The sequence below is a fragment of the Aminobacter sp. MDW-2 genome (assembly GCF_014250155.1).
GTDB lineage: Bacteria > Pseudomonadota > Alphaproteobacteria > Rhizobiales > Rhizobiaceae > Aminobacter > Aminobacter ciceronei.
Map to the genome: position 1 here is coordinate 265,756 of NZ_CP060198.1, position 22,719 is coordinate 288,474.

The 22,719-nt window shown below is 63.5% G+C and carries 24 protein-coding genes; 14 read left to right on the top strand and 10 right to left on the bottom strand.

The features are described 5' to 3' along the window. Positions 1-22 precede the first annotated feature (22 nt). Positions 23-778 carry an SDR family NAD(P)-dependent oxidoreductase gene (locus tag H5P29_RS29885; protein ID WP_154384495.1) on the bottom strand — a complete coding sequence of 252 codons (756 nt, stop codon included), beginning with the start codon at positions 776-778 and terminating at the stop codon, positions 23-25. A 279-nt stretch (positions 779-1,057) separates the two neighbouring features. Here H5P29_RS29885 and H5P29_RS29890 point away from each other — a divergent pair, with 279 nt between their 5' ends. Then, a complete protein-coding gene (locus H5P29_RS29890) occupies positions 1,058-1,744 on the top strand; it encodes a TetR/AcrR family transcriptional regulator (protein ID WP_185910430.1) in 687 nt (228 codons plus the stop codon). 9 nt (positions 1,745-1,753) lie between these two features. On the opposite strand, the gene fdxA is transcribed toward H5P29_RS29890, so the two are convergent. Next, positions 1,754-2,089: a ferredoxin FdxA gene (gene fdxA, locus H5P29_RS29895; RefSeq protein ID WP_154384376.1), complete on the bottom strand. Its 336-nt coding sequence runs from the start codon at positions 2,087-2,089 to the stop codon at positions 1,754-1,756. Positions 2,090-2,233: 144 nt separating this feature from the next. On the opposite strand from fdxA, the gene H5P29_RS29900 reads away from it, so the two are divergent. From H5P29_RS29900 to H5P29_RS29950, 11 genes are all read left to right on the top strand, one after another. Next, positions 2,234-2,815 carry a 2-oxoacid:acceptor oxidoreductase family protein gene (locus H5P29_RS29900; RefSeq protein ID WP_154384375.1) on the top strand — a complete coding sequence of 194 codons (582 nt, stop codon included), beginning with the start codon at positions 2,234-2,236 and terminating at the stop codon, positions 2,813-2,815. Beyond that, complete coding sequence (locus H5P29_RS29905; protein ID WP_067968154.1) at positions 2,812-3,069, top strand: 4Fe-4S dicluster domain-containing protein; 258 nt, start codon at positions 2,812-2,814, stop codon at positions 3,067-3,069. Before H5P29_RS29900 ends, H5P29_RS29905 begins: the two co-directional genes overlap by 4 nt. Then, positions 3,069-4,145: a hypothetical protein gene (locus H5P29_RS29910; protein ID WP_154384374.1), complete on the top strand. Its 1,077-nt coding sequence runs from the start codon at positions 3,069-3,071 to the stop codon at positions 4,143-4,145. The genes H5P29_RS29905 and H5P29_RS29910 overlap by 1 nt, the downstream gene beginning before the upstream one ends. Continuing rightward, the gene (locus H5P29_RS29915; RefSeq protein ID WP_067968149.1) at positions 4,142-4,936 is read left to right on the top strand and encodes a thiamine pyrophosphate-dependent enzyme; all 795 of its coding nucleotides are present in this window, start codon (positions 4,142-4,144) and stop codon (positions 4,934-4,936) included. The genes H5P29_RS29910 and H5P29_RS29915 overlap by 4 nt, the downstream gene beginning before the upstream one ends. Beyond that, complete coding sequence (locus H5P29_RS29920) at positions 4,933-6,429, top strand: class I adenylate-forming enzyme family protein (protein ID WP_067968146.1); 1,497 nt, start codon at positions 4,933-4,935, stop codon at positions 6,427-6,429. Before H5P29_RS29915 ends, H5P29_RS29920 begins: the two co-directional genes overlap by 4 nt. Before the next feature lie 48 nt (positions 6,430-6,477). After that, positions 6,478-7,722: an ABC transporter substrate-binding protein gene (locus H5P29_RS29925; protein ID WP_154384373.1), complete on the top strand. Its 1,245-nt coding sequence runs from the start codon at positions 6,478-6,480 to the stop codon at positions 7,720-7,722. 14 nt (positions 7,723-7,736) lie between these two features. After that, positions 7,737-8,600, top strand: a complete 864-nt coding sequence (locus H5P29_RS29930; protein WP_067968139.1) for a branched-chain amino acid ABC transporter permease — start codon at positions 7,737-7,739, stop codon at positions 8,598-8,600. Then, on the top strand, positions 8,597-9,604 hold the full coding sequence (locus tag H5P29_RS29935) for a branched-chain amino acid ABC transporter permease (RefSeq protein WP_067968137.1): 1,008 nt from the start codon (positions 8,597-8,599) through the stop codon (positions 9,602-9,604). The genes H5P29_RS29930 and H5P29_RS29935 overlap by 4 nt, the downstream gene beginning before the upstream one ends. A gap of 5 nt (positions 9,605-9,609) precedes the next feature. Continuing rightward, positions 9,610-10,374 (top strand): ABC transporter ATP-binding protein, encoded by a 765-nt coding sequence (locus H5P29_RS29940; RefSeq protein WP_067968134.1) that lies wholly within the window; start codon positions 9,610-9,612, stop codon positions 10,372-10,374. Then, entirely contained in the window at positions 10,367-11,071 is a 705-nt protein-coding gene (locus H5P29_RS29945; RefSeq protein ID WP_154384372.1) for an ABC transporter ATP-binding protein, read from the top strand. Before H5P29_RS29940 ends, H5P29_RS29945 begins: the two co-directional genes overlap by 8 nt. A 64-nt stretch (positions 11,072-11,135) precedes the next feature. Further along, positions 11,136-11,912: a ferredoxin--NADP reductase gene (locus tag H5P29_RS29950; RefSeq protein WP_154384371.1), complete on the top strand. Its 777-nt coding sequence runs from the start codon at positions 11,136-11,138 to the stop codon at positions 11,910-11,912. 153 nt (positions 11,913-12,065) lie between these two features. Here H5P29_RS29950 and H5P29_RS29955 read toward each other — a convergent pair whose 3' ends face one another. After that, complete coding sequence (locus H5P29_RS29955) at positions 12,066-12,938, bottom strand: helix-turn-helix domain-containing protein (RefSeq protein WP_067968122.1); 873 nt, start codon at positions 12,936-12,938, stop codon at positions 12,066-12,068. A 90-nt stretch (positions 12,939-13,028) separates the two neighbouring features. On the opposite strand from H5P29_RS29955, the gene H5P29_RS29960 reads away from it, so the two are divergent. Together H5P29_RS29960 and H5P29_RS29965 are read left to right on the top strand one after the other, a co-directional pair. Beyond that, entirely contained in the window at positions 13,029-14,564 is a 1,536-nt protein-coding gene (locus H5P29_RS29960) for a 4-hydroxyphenylacetate 3-hydroxylase family protein (RefSeq protein ID WP_185910431.1), read from the top strand. Positions 14,565-14,586: 22 nt separating this feature from the next. Next, the gene (locus H5P29_RS29965; protein ID WP_067968116.1) at positions 14,587-15,099 is read left to right on the top strand and encodes a flavin reductase; all 513 of its coding nucleotides are present in this window, start codon (positions 14,587-14,589) and stop codon (positions 15,097-15,099) included. A gap of 71 nt (positions 15,100-15,170) precedes the next feature. On the opposite strand, the gene H5P29_RS29970 is transcribed toward H5P29_RS29965, so the two are convergent. From H5P29_RS29970 to H5P29_RS30000, 7 genes are all read right to left on the bottom strand, one after another. Then, entirely contained in the window at positions 15,171-16,196 is a 1,026-nt protein-coding gene (locus H5P29_RS29970) for an ABC transporter ATP-binding protein (protein WP_154384370.1), read from the bottom strand. Beyond that, positions 16,193-17,218 (bottom strand): ABC transporter ATP-binding protein, encoded by a 1,026-nt coding sequence (locus H5P29_RS29975; protein ID WP_154384369.1) that lies wholly within the window; start codon positions 17,216-17,218, stop codon positions 16,193-16,195. The genes H5P29_RS29970 and H5P29_RS29975 overlap by 4 nt, the downstream gene beginning before the upstream one ends. An 8-nt stretch (positions 17,219-17,226) precedes the next feature. Then, positions 17,227-17,949: an aspartate/glutamate racemase family protein gene (locus tag H5P29_RS29980; RefSeq protein ID WP_210252503.1), complete on the bottom strand. Its 723-nt coding sequence runs from the start codon at positions 17,947-17,949 to the stop codon at positions 17,227-17,229. Positions 17,950-18,014: 65 nt separating this feature from the next. Continuing rightward, a complete protein-coding gene (locus H5P29_RS29985; protein WP_067968107.1) occupies positions 18,015-18,977 on the bottom strand; it encodes an ABC transporter permease in 963 nt (320 codons plus the stop codon). Positions 18,978-18,985: 8 nt separating this feature from the next. Further along, positions 18,986-19,903, bottom strand: a complete 918-nt coding sequence (locus H5P29_RS29990; RefSeq protein ID WP_154384368.1) for an ABC transporter permease — start codon at positions 19,901-19,903, stop codon at positions 18,986-18,988. A gap of 36 nt (positions 19,904-19,939) precedes the next feature. Then, a complete protein-coding gene (locus H5P29_RS29995) occupies positions 19,940-20,899 on the bottom strand; it encodes an aldo/keto reductase (protein ID WP_154384367.1) in 960 nt (319 codons plus the stop codon). 67 nt (positions 20,900-20,966) lie between these two features. After that, complete coding sequence (locus H5P29_RS30000; protein ID WP_067968099.1) at positions 20,967-22,712, bottom strand: ABC transporter substrate-binding protein; 1,746 nt, start codon at positions 22,710-22,712, stop codon at positions 20,967-20,969. Positions 22,713-22,719 lie beyond the last annotated feature (7 nt).

Genomic DNA, 22,719 nt, shown 5'->3' on the forward strand with positions numbered 1-22,719 from the left:
CATTCGATCCAGTCTTGAGCTCCTATTGCAGTGTCTGGCCGCCGTCGGCGAGCAGGGTCTGGCCGGTGATCCACCCGCTCAATGGCGAGGCGAGGAACAGGACTACGTTTGCGATGTCCCCGGGCGTGCCGAAGCGGCCAAAGGGAAATCTCGTCAGCGTCCTGTCGTAGAGCGCCGGGTTCTGAACCCGGCATTTGTCCCACCATCCGCCAGGAAATTCCAGGGAGCCCGGGGCAACGCAGTTGACGCGAATGCCCTTGCCGGCAAGGGCTGCGGCCTGCGACCGGGTGAAATGCATGATCGCCGCCTTTGCCGCCCCATAGGCCGGTGTGGTCGGGGCGGGGCCGAAAGCAGTGCGCGAGGAGATGTTGACGGTGGCCGCATTGGTTCCCTGCTCCAGGTAGCGTTGCGCGGCCGATGATGCTCGAACAGTGGCGAGTACGTCCACACTGAGGCTTGCGGCCCAGTCCTGTTCGGTGTCGGAACTGGCCTTGCCGGTGGCGTTGTTGACCAGGATGTCGATGCCGCCAAGCCTGGCAGCGGCTTCCTCGACATACGCCTTGATCGAGGCGTGCTCGGCGAGGTCACAACAGGCCGCGTGGGCGACGACACCGTGCATTGCGATCCTTTCTCCGGCAGCTTCAAGGTCGCTTTTGCCGCGGGCGCAGATGGATACCGAGGCCCCAGCCTCGGCGAAGGCAAGCGCGACATGGAGGCCAAGCCCCCTGCTGCCGCCGGCGATGACGACATGGCGCCCTCTGAGATCGAGCTCGAACATCTGATACCCTCCCCGCGTTCTCGCCCGCGAACTTATCTGCAATAATTTCATGCTCAAGGAGAAAATTTCCTTGCATGATCCCTTGGCATCGCCATGCTGGGGCGGGTGTGCATGCCCGACGAAGCCATATTCCATCGCCTGCTTTTGGCAATTGCCGAGGTTGCGCGATGGCCAGCCATGGATGGGAAAGCTGTGGTGTGATGGCACGGAGGCGCCTTGCGAATGTGTGGAAACAAAAACAGTGGAACAGGCGAGCTAGCAAATTCGGACATGCGGAAAATGACCACCAAAGAACCGGAAGAGCTGGCGACACTTGAAGCCGATGGGGCTGTTCGCGAAATCAATCGGACTGCGCGCAGGGCTTCGGGCCGCAAGCCGAGCCGCAAGACCGAAGGCGTGCAGGAAAAGATCCTCGACGCTGCCGCCAAGGTGTTTGCCCAGAAGGGCTATCAGCTTACCAAGCTCAGTGAAATTTCCGACGCGATCGATCTGCATGTGACGGCGCTGCGCTATCACTTCCCGACAAAGGACGTGCTGGTCGAGGAAATGATCAACAGCCTGACCCGGGAGCTGCATTTGAGACTCCTGGCCACGCTGCAGCAACTGCCGCCGGAAACGTGCTATCGCGCGCGCATCGAGGCAGCGGCGATCACCTATCTCAACACGACGCTGCAGAAGCTCGACTACATCGCTGCGCATGGCAATGTCATCAATCAGGTTCCAGAGGATGTGCGCGAGCGGCATTTCGGCCTTTTGAACGAGACCAACAGGATCTGGCGCGACCTGATGGCAGCCGCTTCCGAGGCAGGCGAATTGCGGCCCGGCATCAATGTGTCGCTTGCCAACCAGGTGCTGCAGGGAACACTGATCTGGACCCGCGAATGGTACCGTCCGGGGGGGCTCACGCCGACCGAGCTCGCGCTGCAGATCCTCGATATCCTGTTCGATGGGATCGCGCCGCGTTAGGCACTGCTGTCAACGTGCAGCGGCCTCTGGCGAGAAATGGGTTTCGAACTTGCCATCGAGCCCCTTGAAGTCTTGTGCATCCTGAGGTGGCGGCAACTGGGCCGAGATGACAGGCCATTTCGCTGAATACTGCCTGTTCAGCGCCAGCCACTTTTCCGCCAGCGGGTCGGTATCGGCGAGGATCGCATCGGCCGGGCACTCCGGTTCGCATACGCCGCAGTCGATACAAACCTCAGGATCGATAACCAGCATGTTCTCGCCTTCGTGGAAGCAGTCCACCGGGCAGACAGCCACACAGTCGGTGAATTTGCACCGTACGCAGGCGTCGGTCACCACATAAGTCATTTTCGTCCCTCCAAAGCCGTGGCGGGAAGCTAGCGAACATTTTTTGTACTTCAACATGAAATTTCATGTTCAAGGAGAAAAAAGTCTTGCACCCTGAACCGGAAGTGCGTAGCTCTAGGGTCACGAGCAACCGGGAGGGGTTACTTGGAACTCGATCTTTTCATTTCCGGCATTGGCGGGCAGGGCATCCAGCTCATCGGCAAGTCGCTGGCGCTCGCCGCCATCAAGGATAGCCGGCATGTGATGCTCGCCGGCGAGTATGGCGGCCACATGCGCGGCGGCAGCTCGATCGGCACCGTCGTCATCGGCGCGAAGCCCTTGAAGGCGCTGCCTATCCTTCCGCATGCCGGCTCAGCCATCGCGATGTCGCATCTGTTCTGGGAGCGTGTCGGTTCGCGTCTGCGGCCGGGTTCGTTCGTGCTGGCCGAAGAGACCATCGCGGCCGACCTGCCCGATATGGAAAAGCACAGGCTTGTGAAGCTGCCTGCCACGGCGATCGCCACCGAGCTGGGAAGCCGCATGGCCGCTGGCATGGTGATGCTCGGCGCCTTCGCGGCGCTCACCGGTGCCGTGGAAATCGACAGCGCTGTGGCTGCAATGGCCGAACAGATCCCATCCTATCGCCGCCAGCACATCGAAGCCAACGAGCGGGCGATACGTGCTGGTGCAGCCTCAGTCACGCCGATGGCCTTCGCCGTCGACCTCGACGCACGGGAGGTCGCATGAGACAGGTCACGCGCGGCACGCTCGTCATCGATGCCGACCGCTGCAAAGGTTGCGAACTCTGTATCGTTGCCTGTCCGCCGAGGGTCCTGACCATGTCCAGGACAGGTAACGCCACCGGCTATCTCTATCCCGAACTTGCTCCCGGCTGCACCGGCTGCACCGCCTGTCAGCAGGTGTGCCCCGATTTTGTCTTCGAAGTCTACAAGTACCACGAGCCGATCGTTTCGGGCTCCGACGCCGAAAGGATGCAGTGATGACGATGCGCCTGATGGATGGAAGCGAGGCGATCGTCGAGGCGGCGATCCAGGCTGGCCTGCGCTTTTATGCTGGCTATCCGATGTCGCCGGCGACCGAGCTGCTCGAATACATGGCCGAGAAACTGCCGCACCATGAAGGGGTCTGCATCAATGCGGCGACGGAGATAGAAGGCATCAACATGGCACTGGGTGCTGCAGCCGGTGGTTTTCGCGCCGCCAGCGGCTCCTGCGGCCAGGGCCTGGCGCTGATGCAGGAGGCGATCGCGGAGGCCGCGCTCAACGAGACGCCGATCGTCATCTTCAACATGGCCCGCAACCAGCAGGATTATTTCCAAGCGACACGCGGCGGCGGTTGGGGTGACTACCGCACCATCACGCTGGCGCCAAAGGATCTGCATGAGGCGGTCGAGCACGCGCAACTCGCCTTCCACCTCGCCGACAAGTACCGCGTGCCTGTCATCTTCATGGGCGACAATCTGCTCGCCCGCACCCAGATGGGAACGACGCTGCCGCAGCTTGACCTCGAGCCGCTGCCGCCCAAGGACTGGCAGCTCGACGGCACTTCGGGTGGCACCGGCAAGTCGCGCCAGATCTGGACCTTCGGTTGTGGCAAGACCAACGACCCCGGTCCCGGCCCGAGCAAGCACTGGGAGCGCATCGCCGCCAAGTTCGACGCCATCGCCGAAGTCGAGGCGCGCCATGAAGAAGGCTTCACGGACGACGCTGAAACGCTCGTCGTCGCCTTCGGCTCTGGCGGCAAGTTCGTCGAGCATGTGGTGCGCGAGATGCGCGCCGACGGCCACAAGGTGGGCTACTTCCGCCCTGTTACACTGTGGCCTTATCCGGGCGAAGCGCTCGAGCGGGCGTCGCAGGGCTGCAAGTGCGTGCTGGTGTTCGAGCTCAATGCCGGCCAGATGATCGATGACGTCAGGCTCAACGTGCACGACCGCAAGCTGGTCAAGGCTATCGGCGGCGTCAGCTTCGATGAGTCCGGCCTGAACCTCGGCCCCCTCATGGATGCGACCGTGATCCGCGAGCGCATCGAGCTAGCCATCCACGGAGCCAGCAAATGAGCATCGTCATGACCACGCGCCCGCCCGAGGCGCCCAGCAACAAGGTGGCTTCGTTCAAGCCGACGCTGCTGCAGACCGAGGAACATCATCTTTGCCCAGGCTGCGGCGAGCCGGTGGCCATCCGCCTAGTGCTCGAGGTCATCGAGGAACTCGGCCTAGCTCAAAAGAACGTATCGATCATCGGCCATGGTTGTTACGGCTCGTTCATCATGACGATGGATGTCGACTCCACGCTTTGCCTGCACGGACGCGCACCCGCGGTTGCGACCGGCCTCAAGCGCATGCGTCCGGAGGTCGCCGTATGGACGTTGCAAGGCGATGGCGACATGACCAGCGAGGGTCTCGCCGAAATACTGCATGCGACGGCACGCGGTGAAAACATCACCTGCATCCTGCTGAACAACGGCGTGTTCGGCGACACCGGCGGCCAGATGACGGCATCCTCCGTCATCGGCCAGCGCACCAAGAACACGCTCGAAGGCCGCGATGCCGCCTATCACGGCTATCCCATCGTCATCGGCGATATGGTGGCGGCGATGCCGGGATCGGCCTTCGTGGCGCGCGGCTCGGTGCACAACGCCGCCTCGATCGCGGCGACGCGGCGACTGATCCGCAAGGGCTTCCAGCGACAGATGGAAAAGAAGGGGCTCAGCCTCGTCGAGATCCTGACCATGTGCCCGACCGGCTGGTTCGTGCCGGCATCTGGTGGCGCGGACTACATGATGGAGTCGCTCGGCAAGACCTACCCGCTGGGCGAAATCAAGGACATTGCGGCTACGGAACAGGCATGATGCAACGGCACGTCCATCGCATACTCGATCTTGCTGTCAGCTCGACGCCGAATGCGCTCGCAGCGTCGCTCGATGAACACACTGTCACGTTCGCCGAGGTCGATGGCGCTGCCAATGCGATGGCAAGGGTCCTCCAATCCCTCGGCATCAAGCGTGGCAGCCGCATTCTGTTTCAGGCCGAAATGACACTCGATCATCTGGCTTTTTATTTCGCCAGCCAGCGACTGGGGGCCGCCTTCGTGCCGCTGAACCCGGCGCTGTCGCAAGATGAGCTGTTGCCGATTGCCGACTACATCCGGCCAGACCTTCTCGTGCTCGATCCGTTGCGGCAGCACGGCCATCGCTTCTCCTCAGCCTGCGCCGATGTTCCGGTGGCGATCCTCGGCGCTGGCGCCGCGGCAACTGCGGGCGTGAACCTTGATGCTCTCGCCAGCAGGGCCAGTTGCGACCGACTTCCCGACCTTGGCGTCGAGGAAGAGGACAGCCACGCGATCTTCCTGACCAGCGGCAGCACGGGCCGGCCGAAGGGCGTGGTGCTGTCACATAAGGCAAGTTGGCTGCGCTCCTATCTCGGCGCTTCGCGTTTCGTCACGTCAGGTGGCCGTGGCGAACTGATGACGTTCCCGATGTTCCATTGGGCCGGCTGGAACTACCTGATGGAGAACTGGGCGCATCGGCGCGCTGTGCACTTCGTCAGCCGTCCCGAAGGCGACATGCTTGCCCGCGCCATAGACCGCTGGAAACCGGCTTTTCTCTACTGCATTCCGGCTGTCTGGGAGCGGCTGCTCGCCTCCAACGTCGCTTTCGACGCTACGGTGGTGCGCTCGGCGGCGTCAGGCACGTCGCGCTTCGACCCCGTGCTGATGGACCGCATCCGTGCCCGCTTTCCGCGCGCCTATCGCGCTGCAATGTACGGCTCCACCGAGTTTGGCGCGGCACTTGGCCTCAACGATTCCGAGATCGATCGCAAGCCCGGCAGTGTAGGCCTGCCCCTGCCTGGCAACGAGACGCGCATTGTCGATGGCGAGTTGCAATTGCGCTCACTCAGCATGATGGACGGCTATTTCGAATTGCCCGATCAGACTGCCGAGGTGTTCGTCGACGGCTGGTATCGCAGCGGCGATGTCGCCGAGACGGATGACGAAGGCTTCCTGACCATCACGGGTCGCCGCCGCGAGGTCATCCGCTCGGGTGGCGAGACGGTTGCACCTGCCGAGGTGGAGCTCGCGCTCGCCGGCTGCCCGGGCATCCGTTCGGTCGCCGTTGTTGGTTTGCCGGACCCCGTATGGGGCGAACTGGTCTGTGCTGCCGTCGTACTCGACCGCCCGGGCGAATGCCCGAGCCTGGAGGCCGTGCGCAGCCATCTCGGCCAGTCGCTGGCGACCTTCAAGCATCCGCGCCGCATCGTGGCTGTCGACGAACTGCCAAAGACGCCGGCCACCGGACAGATCATGCGCTCGCGCGTGAGGGAGTTGGTTCTGCAGATCCACTGACCGCATTCATCCGGGGAGGAGGAAGCCCCGGTCTTTTGGGAGGAAGACATGCGATTGAACAGAAGACATTTTCTGACGACCTCGGCAGCGGGCGTCGGCGCGCTGGCTATGCCTGGCATCTTGCGCGCGCAGCAGGGAGAAGCTGTACGCATAGGCCTGATCACCACGTTGAGCGGCCCGGGCCAGCTCTACGGCAACTATATCAAGGATGGTTGCGAGATTGCGGTCGAGCGCCTCAATGCTGCCGGCGGCGTCAATGGCGCGAAGATCGAGCTGGTGGTGCGTGACGACAAGAACTCGCCCGAAGGTGCCGTCACTGCTTTCCGCGAACTGACCGGCAACGGCATCAAGCTGTTCGCCCAGGGCACCTTCACCGCCAACCTGCTCGGCACCTTGCCGCTGCTCGAGGAAGCTGACGTCACCATGGTGATGGTCGGGGCATCGGCGCTCGCACTGACCCATGAAGCCTTCAATCCGCGCGCCTTCCGCCTCGGGTTTTCGTCGCCGATGTGCTTCGGCGGCTATGGCACCCTGATGGCCCAGAAGCACCCGGAGATCGAGAAGTGGGCGACGCTGCGCTCCGACGTCACCGCGCTTGCCGACATCACCAACGCCTTCACCAAGGGGCTGGAGGCGGAAACCGAAAAAGCCGGTCGCAAGGTCGAGGTGCTCGACCCGGTGCTGGTGCCCTATGGCGGGGCCGACTTCCGCAACCAGATTTCCAACATCATCGGGTCGGGCGCGCCGGGGCTGTTCAACGTCCTGCAGGGCGCCGACGCCATCAGCTACTACAAGCAGGCTCGCACCTTCGGTCTCGACGAGAAGTTCAAGGTGCTGTGCGACAGTGCCAACGAGTTCGCCATCGCCAAAGCCATGGGCGCCAACACGCCTGCATCGCTGTGGAGCTGGACCGGCTGGTATCCGGCTGCCAACAAGGGCAACCCGGTCAGCGGCGAGGTCCACAAGGCCTACATCAAGCTGCGCGGCGACGAATATCCGAACTGGTACATCGGCGTTTCGCACGACAGCATCCTGACGATCGCCAATGCCGTCGCCAAGGCGGGTTCGCTCGACGCGGCCAAGCTGATCCCGACCATCGAGACCGAGACGCCGCAAGGGGCGCTGGGCAAGATCCAGTTCCGCAAGGAAGACCACGGCTTTGCCGGTGACCTGACCTACATCCGCTTCGGCCGCGACGACAAGAATGCCAATGGCTGGAGCGTGTTCGAGACGGCGCAGCTTCCGGGCGCGGAGTTCCTAGAGAAGGCAACTCCTGGCTCCAAGCTCAACTAGAGGCGGAAAATCAGATGTTCACGCTGGTCAACGGTCTCACGACCGGGATGGCCGTGTTCCTCGTCGCCGCGGGTCTGACCCTCGTCTTCGGGATCATGCGCATCCTCAACTTCGCCCATGGCGCCTTCTTCATGATCGGCGCCTATGTCGCGAGCTCGCTCGTCGGCTCGGCTCCGCGTTCGGTCCTGGCGCTGGTTGCCGCGGCCGTCGTTGCGGCGCTGGTGGTGGGCGTCCTCGGGATCGTTGTCCAGCGTTTCGTCCTTCGGCGCATTCAGCATGTCGACGAACACTACATGCTGATCGCTACCTTCGCGGTGATGCTTGTCTGTGTGGGCTTCGTGAAGCTTGTCTGGGGACTGGAATTCCTGTCGGTCGATCCGCCGCCCGGCATCGATACCGGTGTCGACATCTTCGGTCTGTTCGTGCCGTCCTTTTCGCTGTTCATCATCGGCTCCGGCATCGTCGTTTTCCTGGTACTCGACTTCGTCATTCATCGGGCCTGGGCCGGCAAGATGATCACCGCGATCGCCCGTGACGGCTGGATGGCCGAATTGCTGGGCATCAACGTTCCGGCGGGCATCATGGCGGCGGTTGGCGGCAGCTTTGCCCTTGCCGGGCTTGCCGGCGGACTGCTGCTGCCCAATCAGACGCTGTCGCCGGCGCTCGGTGACACCTTCCTGCTGCTCGCCTTCATCACCGTTGTCATCGGCGGGCTGGGCAATGTCCGCGGCGCCTTTATCGCCGCCATCCTGCTCGGCCTGATCGACGGCCTCAACACAATGTTCCTGCCGGCCTATCCGGGCGTTGCCGTCTATGTCGGCATGGTCGCCTTCCTGCTGATGTGGCCGAACGGCATACTCGGGGAGAGCCGGCTATGAACCGCACCATTTCGGGCGCTCTGCTCGCTGTCCTTGCGGCAGCGCTTGTCCTTCTGCCCTTCTGGGCCAATTCCGGGCTTGTGTTCCTCACTGGCACGACGATGGTTGTCGCCGTCTTCGCACTCTCCTGGAACCTGCTGTTCGGTTATGCCGGCCTGGCCAGCTTCGGCAGCGGTGGGCTGTTTTCCATCGGCGCCTATACGATGGCAGTGACACTGCGCGGCGGGTATGAAGGGCAGTTCCTGCTGCTGATCGCCCTGTCGACGGCCATTGGCGGAGCGGTGGCGTTTGCCATCGGTGTCGTGGCGCTCAGGCGGTCGACCGGCATCTTCCTGGCCATCCTGACGCTGGCGCTGGCCGAGCTGCTGCGCATCACGCTCGCCAAGATCCATTGGCTGGGTGCGGAGGACGGCATCCCGAGCATTGTCCGGCCGAAGGCCTCCATCGGCGTTGCTACTGTCGATCTCGCCCAAGGCAACCACTATTACTGGTTCCTGTGCGTCGCCTGCGCTCTTCTGGTGGCCCTGTGCTGGTGGATCGCCCACGGTCGCTTCGGTCGCACGTTGCGCACGATCCGGCTGGACACCGAACGCGCCGCGTTCATGGGCGTCGATACTCATCGCTACCGCCTGGTCGCATTCACCATTTCAGGGGCGATTGCCGCCTGTGCGGGCTCGCTCTTCGCGCCCTGGGCCCAGATCGTCACGCCTGACATCGGCAACATGATGCGCTCGACGCAACCGATACTGTTCACCCTTCTTGGCGGTGCTTCGTCCTTCTGGGGGCCGATGATCGGTGCCTTCCTGTTCTCCGCAATCGAGTTCTCGACGCGCACCCTGGTCGGTATCCAGGAGATCATCACCGGCGGCATCCTGCTTGGTGTCGTACTGCTGTTTCCCACTGGCGTGGCCGGTGCCTGGAACGCGCTGGTCGCCCGTCTTGCTGATCCATATCGGGCCGAGGCGAAGGCCACAGCGACGACCCTCCGGCCGGTGAAGGAGTAGGCGTTATGATCCGGCTGCATTCCGTCGACAAGAGTTACGGCGCGCTCAAGGTACTGCACGGCATCGAGGCGGAGATTCTGGAAGGTGAGACCTTCGCCATCATCGGCCCCAATGGCGCCGGCAAGACGACACTGTTCAAGGTCATGACTGGCGAAGTCGGCTGCGAGGCGGGCACCGTCGAGTTCCTCGGCAAGGATGTAACGAAGGAACCGGCATACCGCCGCACACGCGCGGGCATGGGCCGCACCTTCCAGATGGCGCGCATCTTCAAGGAAATGACTGCTGAGGAGAACATCGTCGTTGCCATCGAGGCGCGCGCCAAGAACATGGGACAGCGGGACACCCCCTGGTATCAGGTCAGACCGTCGCGCGCGACCGTGGACGAGGCCGGTGAAATCCTGGCCAGGCTGTCGCTCGAGCGCAAGGCAAGGATTGCCGCCGCCCAACTGTCGCATGGCGACAAGAAGCGCCTGGAACTTGGCATCACGCTCGCCGGGCGGCCCAAGGTTCTGATGCTCGACGAACCCACCGCAGGCATGTCGCCCAGCGAACGCGTTGGCGTGACCGAGCTGATCCGCAGCATCAGTGGCAAGGGCAGCGGCCTGACCGTCATCATGACCGAGCACGACATGGGCGTCATCTTCGGGCTGGCCGACCGTATCATGGTGATGAACCAGGGCCGCAAGATCGCGGAAGGCAGCATCGATGATATCCGCGCCGACCCTGTGGTGCGCGACGTCTACCTCGGCAAGGAGGCGCATCATGCTTGAGGCGAACCGTATCAACGCCTTCTATGGCAGCAGCCACATCCTGCACGGCGTCGAACTCGATGTTCCCGTCCTCGGCCGGGTGGCCGTGATCGGCCGCAATGGCGCGGGCAAGTCGACGCTCTTGAAGTCGATCATGAATGCCGGCCCGACCGTCGACGGCGAGGTCCGCTGGGAGGGCCGGTCGCTCAAGGGCCTGCCGGCGTTCAAGCGGGCACGGCTCGGCCTGCAGTTGGTACCGGAGGACCGACGTATCTACCAGCATCTGACGGTGCGCGAGAACATCAGGATGGCTGCCTATGCAACCGCGCCCGGCCGTACGCCCATTCCTGCTCAGGAGATCGTCGACCGCTTCCCGATGCTGCAGCCGATCAGCGAACGCGGCGGCGGCCAGATCAGCGGCGGCCAGCAGCAGATGGTGGCGATTGCCAGGGCAATCGCCTGCCGCCCGCGGTTGCTTCTGCTGGACGAGCCGACCGAGGGGCTGGCACCGGCGATCGTCGAGCAGCTTGCCATCAGCGTGCGTGAACTGTGCGAGGCCGAGCAGGCAGCGCTACTGTTGTGCGAACAGAACATCTGGTTTGCCAGGCAGACAACCGACACGGTGCTGGTGATGGACACCGGCCGCATCGCCTTCCGCGGCAGTTGGCAGGAGTTTGACGCCGACCCTGACATCAAGCAACGGCACCTGGCCGTCTAGCCGAGTACCCACCCACACGTCCACCGTCCAAACGGACCTGAACCCTTAGCGAGGAGCACGGGGAATGAGCAACCTTACCCAACAGCAGGTGTTGAGCGTGCATCACTGGACCGACACACTTTTCTCCTTCACCACGACACGCGATCCGGCGTTCCGCTTCGAGAATGGCCAGTTCGCCATGATCGGGCTGGAGGTGGATGGCAAGCCGCTGCTGCGGGCCTACAGCGTGGTCAGCCCAAATCATGACGAGACGCTCGAGTTCCTGTCGATCAAGGTGCAGAATGGCCCGCTGACCTCGCGGCTCCAGCACCTCACTGTTGGCGACAGCATCGTGGTCGGCCGCAAGGCGACAGGTACGCTGCTGCTTGCCAATCTCGCGCCAGGCCGCAATCTCTACTTGTTCGGTACGGGCACGGGGCTGGCTCCTTTCATGAGCCTCATCCGCGACCCTGAAACCTTTGAACGCTATGAGCATGTCGTGCTGGTGCATGGTTGCCGGCAAACAGACGAACTGGCCTACAAACAACAGATCACCGAGGAATTCCCAGCCAACGAGTATTTCGGCGAATTGCTGTCGGAAAAGCTGATCTACTACCCCACCGTGACGCGGGAACCCTTCCGCAACCGCGGCCGGATCACTGACCTCGTCCGCGCGAGCACACTTGTGTCAGACATCGGCCTGCCGGAGATTTCAGCAGAAAATGACCGAGCAATGCTTTGCGGCAGCCCTGCTTTCATCGCTGACATGCGCGAGATCCTCGAAGGGCTCGGTATGCGTGAGGGCAACAGCTCGATACCTGGCGACTACGTCGTCGAGAAGGCTTTTGCAGAGAGAGCTTAGTTGGGCTGCGATGCGGCGGCAGCGAGACAGTCGCTGCCTCAACGGTCGAGAAATGGAGTTCTCGACGATCATAAGGGATGCACGCCCCCGCAGGAATGAGGGCAGGTGTAACAGTACCTCGTCGATTTCGCCCGGTTGTCCGCCCCGGCATCTCTACTGCGCCTCGATCTGGCGTCTACGCCAGGTTGAAGGCGCTTCGCCGCAGCGGCGGCGGAAAAAGCGCGAGAAATAAGCCGGGTCGCCGAAGCCGGTCTCAAAGGCGATGTCCTCGACCGGCCGGATGGTGAACATCAAGAGCCGCTTGGCTTCGAGCAAACGCCGCTCCAGCACCACGTCCTTGACCGACATGCCCAGCACCTGGCGCGCGGCCTTGTCGAGCAGGTGCGGGGTCGTCGCCAGTGCCGCGACATAGTCGTCGACAAGCCAGGCTTCGCGATAATGCGCTTCGACGGCTCCGCGCAACGCCGTCGCAAGAACGACAGCGGGTGATCCTACCGCCTGCGGCTGACTGTGGTTGAGCCGCGCGATGTAACACAGCGCTGAGGCCGCCAGTTCAGGCATCAGCTTTCCGGCCATTGGCGCGTCGTCGCGATACTCGGAGGCCAATGTTTCGACGACCGTTGCAAGCCGGCGCCAGCTGTCGCTTTCGCCCTGGCCGGCGACGAAAACCGGCGTGTCGAGCGACAGCTGAAGCTGCCGTGCCAGATCCTTGAGCATGTCGTCGGCTATGGAAACCACTGTCGCGTCGGCATCAGGCTCGACGTCGAAACCATGGACGATACTGCTGGGAACGAAACTGACCGCTGGCGCGGAAAAGTCCCATGACGTGTCTTCGATCCGGTAGTGGCCACTACCCTGGGTCCACAATGTGATCTGGCCCATATGCGGGTGTCGATGCGCTCGAACCTTGCCGAAATGGATGTCTTTTCTGTCGCTTACAGCCTCGACATGGAGAAAGCCGACTTCGAGGAGGCGGCTCGGCTCGCCATAGACGAAAAAGCTCGGAATGTTGGGATCGGATTGCATTCCGGAAAAAGTACAAGCGAATTTGGCAACCTGTCCATCCCCTGCCCGCTCCTTTCGCGCTAGGTTCGGGCATCATCAGGGGAGGACAGCGTGCGTTCCGAAGATTTCCGCCAAGACAAGACCAGGCCATTCACAGGCGCTGAATATCTCGAAAGCCTGAAGGACGGGCGCGAGGTCTATATCAATGGCGAACGCGTGGCCGACGTCACCTCGCATCCGGCGATGCGCAACTCGGCCCGCTCGCTGGCCCGGCTCTATGATGCGCTGCACGACCCCAAGCGCAAGGACAGCCTGACGTCGCCGACCGACACCGGTTCGGGCGGCTTCACCCACAAATACTTCCGCGTCGCGCGCTCGTCGCAGGAGCTTGTCGCCCAGCAGGGCGCGATCGCCGAATGGGCGCGCATGTCTTATGGCTGGATGGGGCGGACTGCCGACTACAAGGCGGCGTTGATGAACACGCTCGGCGCCAATGCCGACTGGTACGGCCCGTTCAAGGACAACGCACTGTCGTGGCATAAGCGAGCGCAGGAATCCGTCCTGTTCATGAACCACGCCATCGTCAACCCGCCGATCGACCGCCACAAACCGGCCGACGCGGTCAAGGATGTGTTCGTGCACATCACCAGGGAAACCGACGCCGGCATCTATGTCTCGGGCGCCAAGGTGGTGGCGACATCGTCGGCACTGACGCATTACAATTTCCTGGCCCAGAGTTCGGCCACGGTCACCGAGGATCCTTCGCTGTCGGTGATGTTCATCGTTCCGATGAACGCGCCCGGCATCAAGATGTTCTGCCGTGTCTCCTACGAGCAGACGGCCAACACAGTCGGTACACCCTTCGACTATCCGCTGTCGTCGCGCTTCGACGAGAACGACGCGATCCTGGTGCTGGACAATGTCTTCATCCCCTGGGAGGACGTGCTGGTGCTGCGCGACGCACCGAAGATTCTGTCGTTCCATCCCGCTTCCGGCTTCATGCATGGCTACTGCTTCCAGGGTTGCACGCGCTTTGCCGTCAAGCTCGATTTCCTCGCCGGCCTGCTGGCCAAGGCGCTGCGCGCCACCGGCGGCGATGCCTTCCGCGGCAACCAGGCAGCGCTGGGCGAGGTCATCGCGCTCAGGCACATGTTCTGGAGCTTCTCAAATGCCATGGCCTACAACCCGATCCCATGGGCGAATGGTGCCGTGCTTCCCAATCTCGAGGCCGCGCTATCCTACCGGACCTTCATGTCGGAGGCCTATCCACGCGTGATCGAGACGGTCCGCAAGGTCATCGCCTCGGGCCTGATTTACCTCCCCTCCTCCGCCGCCGATTTCGACAATCCCGACATCAATCCCTACCTCGCCAAGTATGTTCGCGGCTCCAACGACATGGGCCATGTCGAGCGGATCAAGATCATGAAGCTTCTGTGGGATGCGACCGGTACCGAGTTCGGCGGCCGTCACGCGCTCTACGAGCTGAACTACGCCGGCGCGCCCGAAGAGGTCCGTCTGCAGGTGCTGAAGGGTGCCGAGCGCGGCGGTCGCCTGAAGGCGATGGAAGAACTCGTCGACACCTGCATGGCCGACTACGACCAGAACGGCTGGACCGGTGATACCTGGCTGCCGCCGCTTCGCGGCTGACGGCCAAGGGAGGAGAAAAGCCATGCCGGACGTTCTCACGAAGGTCGAGTTCCGCAACGCCATGGCCAGGGTCTGCGCCCCGGTCAACATCGTCTCCACCGACGGTGAAGCCGGTCGCGGTGGCTTCACCGCAACTGCCATGTGCAGCGTTTCTGACGAGCCGCCGACCATTCTGGTCTGCATGAACGGGCGTTCGGCACAGTGCGACATGTTCCTCACCAACCGGCGCTTCTGCATCAATGTGCTTACGCAGGAACATGCACACCTGGCCGGCAAATTCGCGGGCACGACACAGGACATGGATGAACGTTACGCCGCCGCCGACTGGCTCGTCATGGGCTCCGGTTCGCCGGCGCTGACCGACGCCATCGTCAATCTCGACTGTGAACTGGAGACTGTGCACCGCGTCGGCACCCACAACGTGATGATCGGGCGCGTGACCGAGGTTCGGCAGCGCAACGACGGCAACGCGCTGCTCTATGTCGATCGCAACTATGCCCACCCATCGGCGCCTCTCGGCAGTTTCGGCGGCTGAGCCGATCGTATGGAAATGAAGAAAGGGCGGCTCAAGGCCGCCCTTTCTGCTGCCGGCTTTCGGTCGCCAGACTATCCGGCAGCGATCGCCGGAACCTGATCGGCGTAGTGACAAGCCGACTGGCGGCCAGCCGCTACCTGCCGGAGTGCGGGCACTTCACTGCGGCACTTGTCCTGCGCCATCGGGCAGCGCGTGTGGAAAAGGCAACCGTCTGGCGGATTGACCGGACTGGGCAACTCGCCTTTGAGCACGAAACGCTTGCGGGACGCCGCGCGGTCAGGATCGGGATCGGGCGCAGATGAGAGCAGCGCCAGCGTATAGGGATGCAACGGCCGCTCGTAGAGCGGGCCGACCCCCGCGATCTCGACGATACGTCCGAGATACATCACCGCGACGCGGTGCGAGATATGGCGAACCACCGACAAGTCATGGGCGATGAACAGATAGGACAGGCCGAGATCGCGCTGCAGGTCCTGCAGGAGATTGATGACCTGGGCCTGCACCGAAACGTCGAGCGCCGACACCGGTTCGTCGCAGATGATCAGCTTCGGCCGCAATGCGAGCGCCCGCGCGATGCTGATGCGTTGGCGCTGCCCACCGGAAAACTCGCGGGGGTAACAGTAGTAGTGCTCCGGGTTGAGCCCGACCCGGCGCATCAGCTCCTGAACCGCGGCTTGACGGCCTTCGGCCGGTGTCATGCCCTGGATCAGGAACGGCGCGCCGATTATATCGCCGACCGTCTGCCGTGGATTGAGCGACGAATACGGATCCTGGAACACCATCTGGATGTCGCGCCGCAGCGCGCGCAGATCGGCCCCCTGGATGTGCGACATGTCGCGGCCCTGAAAGCTGACCCGGCCGCTGGAGACATCGAGCAGCCGGGCGATCAGGCGTCCCGTCGTCGACTTGCCGCAGCCGGATTCGCCGACGAGGCTAAGCGTTTCGCCCGGCGCGACATCGAAGGACACGCCGTCGACAGCGCGGACCGATCGCGCCTGCCCGCCGAACAGACCGGTGGACAGCGGAAAGTGCTTGCTCAGCTTTTCGACCTTGAGCAAAGGGGCAGCGTGTTGCGACGCTGACGATGGCGCGTTCATGGCTGGACCTCGGATGCTGAGGGCTGGCGTGGATTGGAACGGGCGGCGGCCCGGCCGGTATCCGTAAGATGGCAGCGGATGGAATGGCCGGCAGCGATGTCGGTCGGCAATGGCGCCTGGCTGGCGCACAGCCCGTCAGGCACAGAGGCTGCATGGCCACATCGCTTCCGGAAAGCACAGCCTTCGGCAAGGCCGGCAAGCGAGGGCGGCGACCCCGGGATCGCCGTCAGCCGGTCGCGCTGGTGGTCCAGCCGTGGAATGGATTCGAGCAGACCCCAGGTGTAGGGGTGCGAAGGCCGATAGAAGACGTCGCGCACTGTGCCGGTTTCGACGGCGCGTCCGGCATACATCACCACCACCTCGTCGGCGACTTCCGCGACAACACCCAGATCGTGGGTGATCATGATGATCGCCGACCCGAACTCGCGCTGGAGATCCTTGAGCAGATCGAGGATCTGGGCCTGAACGGTGACGTCGAGTGCCGTCGTCGGCTCGTCGGCGATCAGCAATTCGGGGTCACAGCACAAGGCCATGGCAATCATAACGCGCTGGCGCTGGCCGCCGGAAAGCTGGTGCGGATAGCTGTCGAAGGCGCGTTGGGTATCGGCCATGCCGACACGCGCCAGCATGTCGAGTGTGCGCTGCCGGGCTGCTTTGCGCGTCACACTGCGATGCGTGCGATAGGCCTCGACTATCTGTTCGCCGACCTTGTGATAGGGGTGCATAGCGGTCAGCGGATCCTGGAAGATCATCGCCATACGGTTGCCGCGCAGCCGTCGCAGCGTCGATTCCGAAGCGCCCACCACCTGGGCATCGCCAATGGCGATCTCGCCGCTGATGCGCGCTGCCTTGCCGTGCAGGCCAAGCATGGCAAGGCTTGCCGCCGTCTTGCCCGATCCGGACTCGCCAACGATGGCAAGCGTCTTGCCGCGCTCGATCGAGAAGGACAGTCCATCGACGGCGCGGACCAAGCCCTCCTCCGCCGGGAAATGCACCTTCAAATCGCGAACAGAAACGAACATGTCGTCCTCTATTGCTCCAGTGTGGTTTGGAACAAGCGCCCTGCGCCTTCGGCACGGGGATCAACCCCGGCGCGACTGACAGTCGCCCACAAGCCGGCCAGCGGCGAGGTGATGACGGGAATGCCAGCTTCAGCCTCGATTGTGCGTACCGCAGCACGGGTCGCGAGCCCGCCACACGAAATCAACACTGCCTCGGCGTCGGGCGCGGATGCAAAGGCGCGGCGTCCGAGATCCGTGACGTCGTCCTCCGGCACCTGGTGAACCGCATCGACCGACGCGATGCCAAGGTGCTCCAGCGACAACACTTCAATTCCCGCCGCTTCCAGGAAGCGCTGCAGTGAAGCATTGACGTCATCGCGATATGCAGTGGCGACCGCGAGCCGACGTACGCCAAGGGCCGTCGCCGCTTCCAGAATTGCGGTGCTCATGGTCAGCGCAGGAACGCCGGCGCGCACCGCGATCTCGTTTTCCAGCACCGCGTTGAAATCGGGGCCGCGATAAAAGCTGAGCGAGGTGCCCATCAGCGAGACCACACTTGCGCCACGGGCCGCAAGGCGCACGGCAGCAGCGCCGACCGTCTCGATGACCGAGTCGTAGCCGTTGCTGGACAGTTCGGTGAGGCCAAGCCCTTCGGCCAGGAAACTGTATTGTGGGTAGATCGTGGCCGCATCGGGCGGCACGGCACCGGACGCCGGCGGGACGATCAGGCCGAGTTGCGGGCGGTTCAGCATGACCGCCCCGAGAGACCGCGAATGTCGCGCAATACCAGAAACATGAACAACTCCACTGGATGATGTCAGCCGAGGCGGACGCGGGGGTCGCGCACGGCCTGAAGGATGTCGACGCACAGATTGGCAACGACGACGAAGAACGCGGCGATCAGCACGGTGCCCATGATGACTGGAAGGTCGCCGCTCTCGACCGCCTGCACGGCAAGCGAGCCGACGCCGTTGAGACCCCAGATGCGCTCGGTGATGATCGTGCCGCCGAGCAGGCCGCCGAGATCGAGACCGACAAGCGTCATCACGGGTGTCATCGCCGGCGGCAAAGCGTGCTTGTACATGACGCGCTGTTCGCCGAGGCCCTTGGCCCGCGCCGTGCGGACATAGTCCTGATTGAGCGTCTCAAGCATCGAGCCGCGGGCAATTCGGGTGTAGGTACCGGTGCCGACGACCGCCAGGGTTGCCCATGGCAGGATCATGTGGCGCAGCCATTCCAGCGGATCGCGGGTGATCGGAACGAACCCACCCGAGGGAAAGAGCGGAAATCCTGCATTGGTGAGCTGGAAGAACAGGACATAGAACAACAGCGTGCCGACCACGAAGGTCGGAAACGACATGCCGGCAAGTGCCGCCATGGTGATCAGGCGGTCGGCGGCCTGGCCGGAACGCCGAGCCGAGAAGATGCCGGCCGGAATGGCGATCACAAGCCAGATGGCAACCGAGCCCAGCGCAAGCGAGATGGTGGCAGGCATGCGCCGTACGATGGTTGCCAACACCTCCTCCTGATTGACGAAGGACATGCCGAGATCGAAGTGGAGCAGCGCCCACATGTAGCGCAGATATTGCACGTAGACCGGCTGATCGAGCCCGAGCCGGGCACGGACCATGGCAACCTGGTCGGCTGTGGCGAACTCGCCGGCGAAGTTGAGCGCGGGGTCGCCCGGCGTGGCCAGGAAAAACAGGATGAAGACGGCGAGCGTGATCAGCCAGAGCGTAAGCAATCCGAACAGGAGCCGGCGCAGCAAGAACCTCAACATGACAAATCCTATCTGCTGCGCTGGGCCGTCGGGTCGAGCGCGTCGCGCAGGCCGTCGCCCAGGACGTTGAAAGCCAGCGTCGCGGCGAGCAGGAACAGGCTCGGAAACAGGATCGACCACCAGGCAACAGCATAGTTGGTCTGGTTTTCGGCAATGATGCCGCCCCAGGTGGCCGTCGGCGGCGGCACGCCGAGGCCGAGGAAACTCAGGGACGCCTCGAGCACGATGACCTGCGGGATCAGCAGGCTGCCATAGACGATGACCTGGCCTGCGATGTTGGGCAGGATCTCGCGCACCATGATGTGGGTGTCGGAGGCGCCGAGCATGCGTGCCGCGTCGACAAATTCGCCGCTCTTGGTCGCCACCACGAGGTTGCGCACGACGCGCGCCACTGGCCCCCAGGTGAAGAAGACGATGGTGCCCATCATGATGCCGAAGCTCGCGCCATAGACGGAGACAAGCGCCACCGCGGTGATGAGCAACGGCAGGCCGAGGACCACGTCGACGAAGCCGGACAAGAGTGTGTCGATGAGGCCCCCGCGATAACCCGCCAGCATGCCGATGACCACGCCGATGACGATGGCTGTCAACGCGCAGGCGATGGCGACGAAGACGGTCACCTGGGTGCCGACCACCAGCCGAACGAACAGGTCCCGGCCGACTACGTCGGTGCCGAGCAGGAAGAGCGACCCCGGCGGCAGAGGCACCCCGCCGGCGGTCAGGCCCGTGTCGCGGAACTGTTCGTTGGGCCCATGTCCGACCAGGGCCACGATCAGTGGCGCGAAAACGGCCATCAGCACAAGCAGCAGGATAACGGCACTTGCCGCCATCGCAGCCTTGTCGCGCAGCAACTGTCGCATGACGCGCTGCCGTGTGCTGAGCACTGGCGCGGCCGGCGGCCGCGATGTGGCTGTGGTATCGGACATGGGCATTTCCAACGAGACGGGTCAGTCCTTGGCGGTTCAGTCCCTGGTCAGGGGCGTGGCGTGGTTCGGCGGCAGATCGAACTCATGGCCGGCGACGCCAAAACCGGCGAGCGCCGCGACGATGGCCTCGCCATGCTTTTCGACCAGCGCCACAGCGCCGACATTGTCCTCGAGCTGGCCGATGCGGCTGGCACCGAACAGCAGCGACGCCGTCTGCGGGTTGGCGATGCAGAAGGCGATCGCCAGCTGTGCCATGGAGCAACCGAAGCCCTCCGCAACCTCGCGTAGCTTCGGCACAAGCCCGATGATCTCTTCGCGGACATTGCCTGGGTCGCGCCCGAGCACGCGCTCGCGGACCAAGCTGCCGGCCAGGATGCCGCCTTCGAGGCTGTCGGAAGCGTGGATCGAAATGCCAGTCTCGGCACGCAGCTGGGTGTACTCCTCGGACTCGACGATGTGGCGGCGGGCGATGTTGTATTTCAGCTGGACGATTTGTGGTGTCGGCAGGCCTTCGGCGACGCAGGTTTCGTGCGCGATGCGCAGATCCTTGGCCGACCAGTTCAGGCCACCCCAGGCGCGCGCTTTGCCCGAGGTGACGAAGCCGGCATTCAGACGCGCGGTTGCCGCCGGATCGTCTCGGCCCGGACGCATGCCGTAGCACATGATGACGTCGAGATAGTCGGTGTCGAGGCGGAACAGCAGCTCGTCGAGTTGGTGCTCCAGCGTCGGCTCGTCATTGTCGTACCACCAGACCTTGTCCATGATCATGATCTGGTCGCGTTTCAGGCCGGCATCGCGCAGGGCGCGCGCGAGCACCACTTCGGTGTGCGGGGCCGTGCGATAGTGTGCAACGTCGAAGAGATTGATGCCGAGCTCCGCAGCACGCCGCACGAGATTGACGACGTCGCGATACCCCATCCGCGAATAGGTTTGGTAGGACCCTAGCGACAAGACCGAGGTCTTGAGGTCCGATGTTCCGATCTGACGATACTGCACTTCAGGCTCCGGGCATTTGGATGAGAGGGGGACGGGGCGGCGGTTGGCGCCGCCCGCGCAGGCTTGCTTATTCGTCGATCCAGACCAAGGTCGGGTCGACGTTGTTGAACAGCAGGTTAACGGTGGTGCCGCGCATGCGCTCGGAAGCGTAGAGCGAGATCTTGCCGGTGATCAGCGGCACGACGGGCGCATCCGCCATGATCGCGCGGTCGGCCTCTGCCCAAGACTCGGCAGCGACCGCTTCGTCGGTCGCCGTCAGCGCCTTGTCGATCAGCGCATTGACCGCCGGATTGTTGTAGCAGGTCCAGTTGCTGGTGCTCTTCTCGCAGGCCTCGCCATGGAACATCGGCACGATCATGGTGCGGGCGGAATCGCCTACCCAGTCGGCGCGCAGCGAGGTCATGCCAAGGTCCCAGGCGCCGGCATTGGTTGCCTGGCGGTTCTGGTACATCTGCGACATCACCGTGCGCGACGGCCCCGGCTGCATGATCAGCTTGATGCCGGCCTTGGCGAGGTCAGCTTGAAGTGCGGCGGAGTAGAGATCGTAACGGCCGCCGGCGGCATAGCTGTATTTGAGCTCGATGCCATTGGGGAAGCCCGCTTCGGCAAGCAGCTGCTTCGCCTTTTCGGGATCGCCCTTGCTTTCCGGCGTCGGGTAGGGGTCATACGGCTTGTGACCGATGACGTTCGCCGTCAGAAGCTGGCCGATCGGCTGCTTGACGGCTGGGCCGCCGCCGACCTGGACGATCGCCGACTTGTTGACCGCGTAATTCAGCGCTTGACGAACGCGTATGTCGGCCAGCGCCTTGTTGTTGTTCGGCGATGCCAGGTTGATGACAAGGACCGGATTGATCGCGCCGTCGGCGAACTGCAGCAGCTGCGTATCGCCTGGATCGGCCATGATGCGGGTCAGGTCGGCGGTGGCGATAGACAGGTCGAAATAGCCATCGATATCGCCGGCTTCGATCATACGCTGGGTCTTGCCGGCATCGGGTGTCCCGAAAGCAACTTCGATGCGGTCGACATAGGCCTTGTGGATCGGATCGGCAGCCGCGTTCCAGCTCTCGCTGCGTACAAGCGAGATGCTCTCGTTCAGGATGTAGTCTTCGATCACATAGGGACCGGAGCTGACATAGTTGCGGCGCAGCTCAGGCGAATTGGGCAGGTGGTCAAGCATCTCCAGAGCCACCGGCGCAGAAGAGACGAGTGCCAGGATCGAGGCAAAGTCGGCGGTCGGCCGTTCGAGCGTGATCTTGAGCGTGCGTTCGTCTTCGGCCGTCAACCCTTCGACATTGGTGCCCTCGACATAGTCGCGAATGGCCGCGACATCGGCAGGCACCTTGGCGAAGCCGGCGCAATAATCGGCGAACCCCTTGATGACGCCGATGTAATAGGTCGGCGTGCCGGTCGGCTGGACCGGGTTGCACAGGCGCTTGAAGCCGCGGATTGCATCGGCTGCAGTGATCTGGCGCGGCGTCTCGGTGTTCCAGGTCGCACCTTCGCGGATGGTCAGTCGATAGACGAGCCCCCCCTCCTCGGCCACCGGCACGGCTTCGGCCAGATCGGCGACCGGCTGCGCGGCAACCTTCGGGTCGGCATCGGTCGGGAACGCCACGAGGGTACGTGTCAGGGCGCGGTGCAGGAATACGGCGGCCGTGCGCGCGGATACCGGATCGAAGCCGGCGACGTCACCCGATCCAACGAGCTTGAATGTGCCGCCCGACTTGGGCTCCGCGGCCACGGCCTGGCCGGCCAGGCAGAGCGCCACGGCAGCGGCACCCAGCATCCACCTGCCGGCTGATACGATCTTCATCCTCATG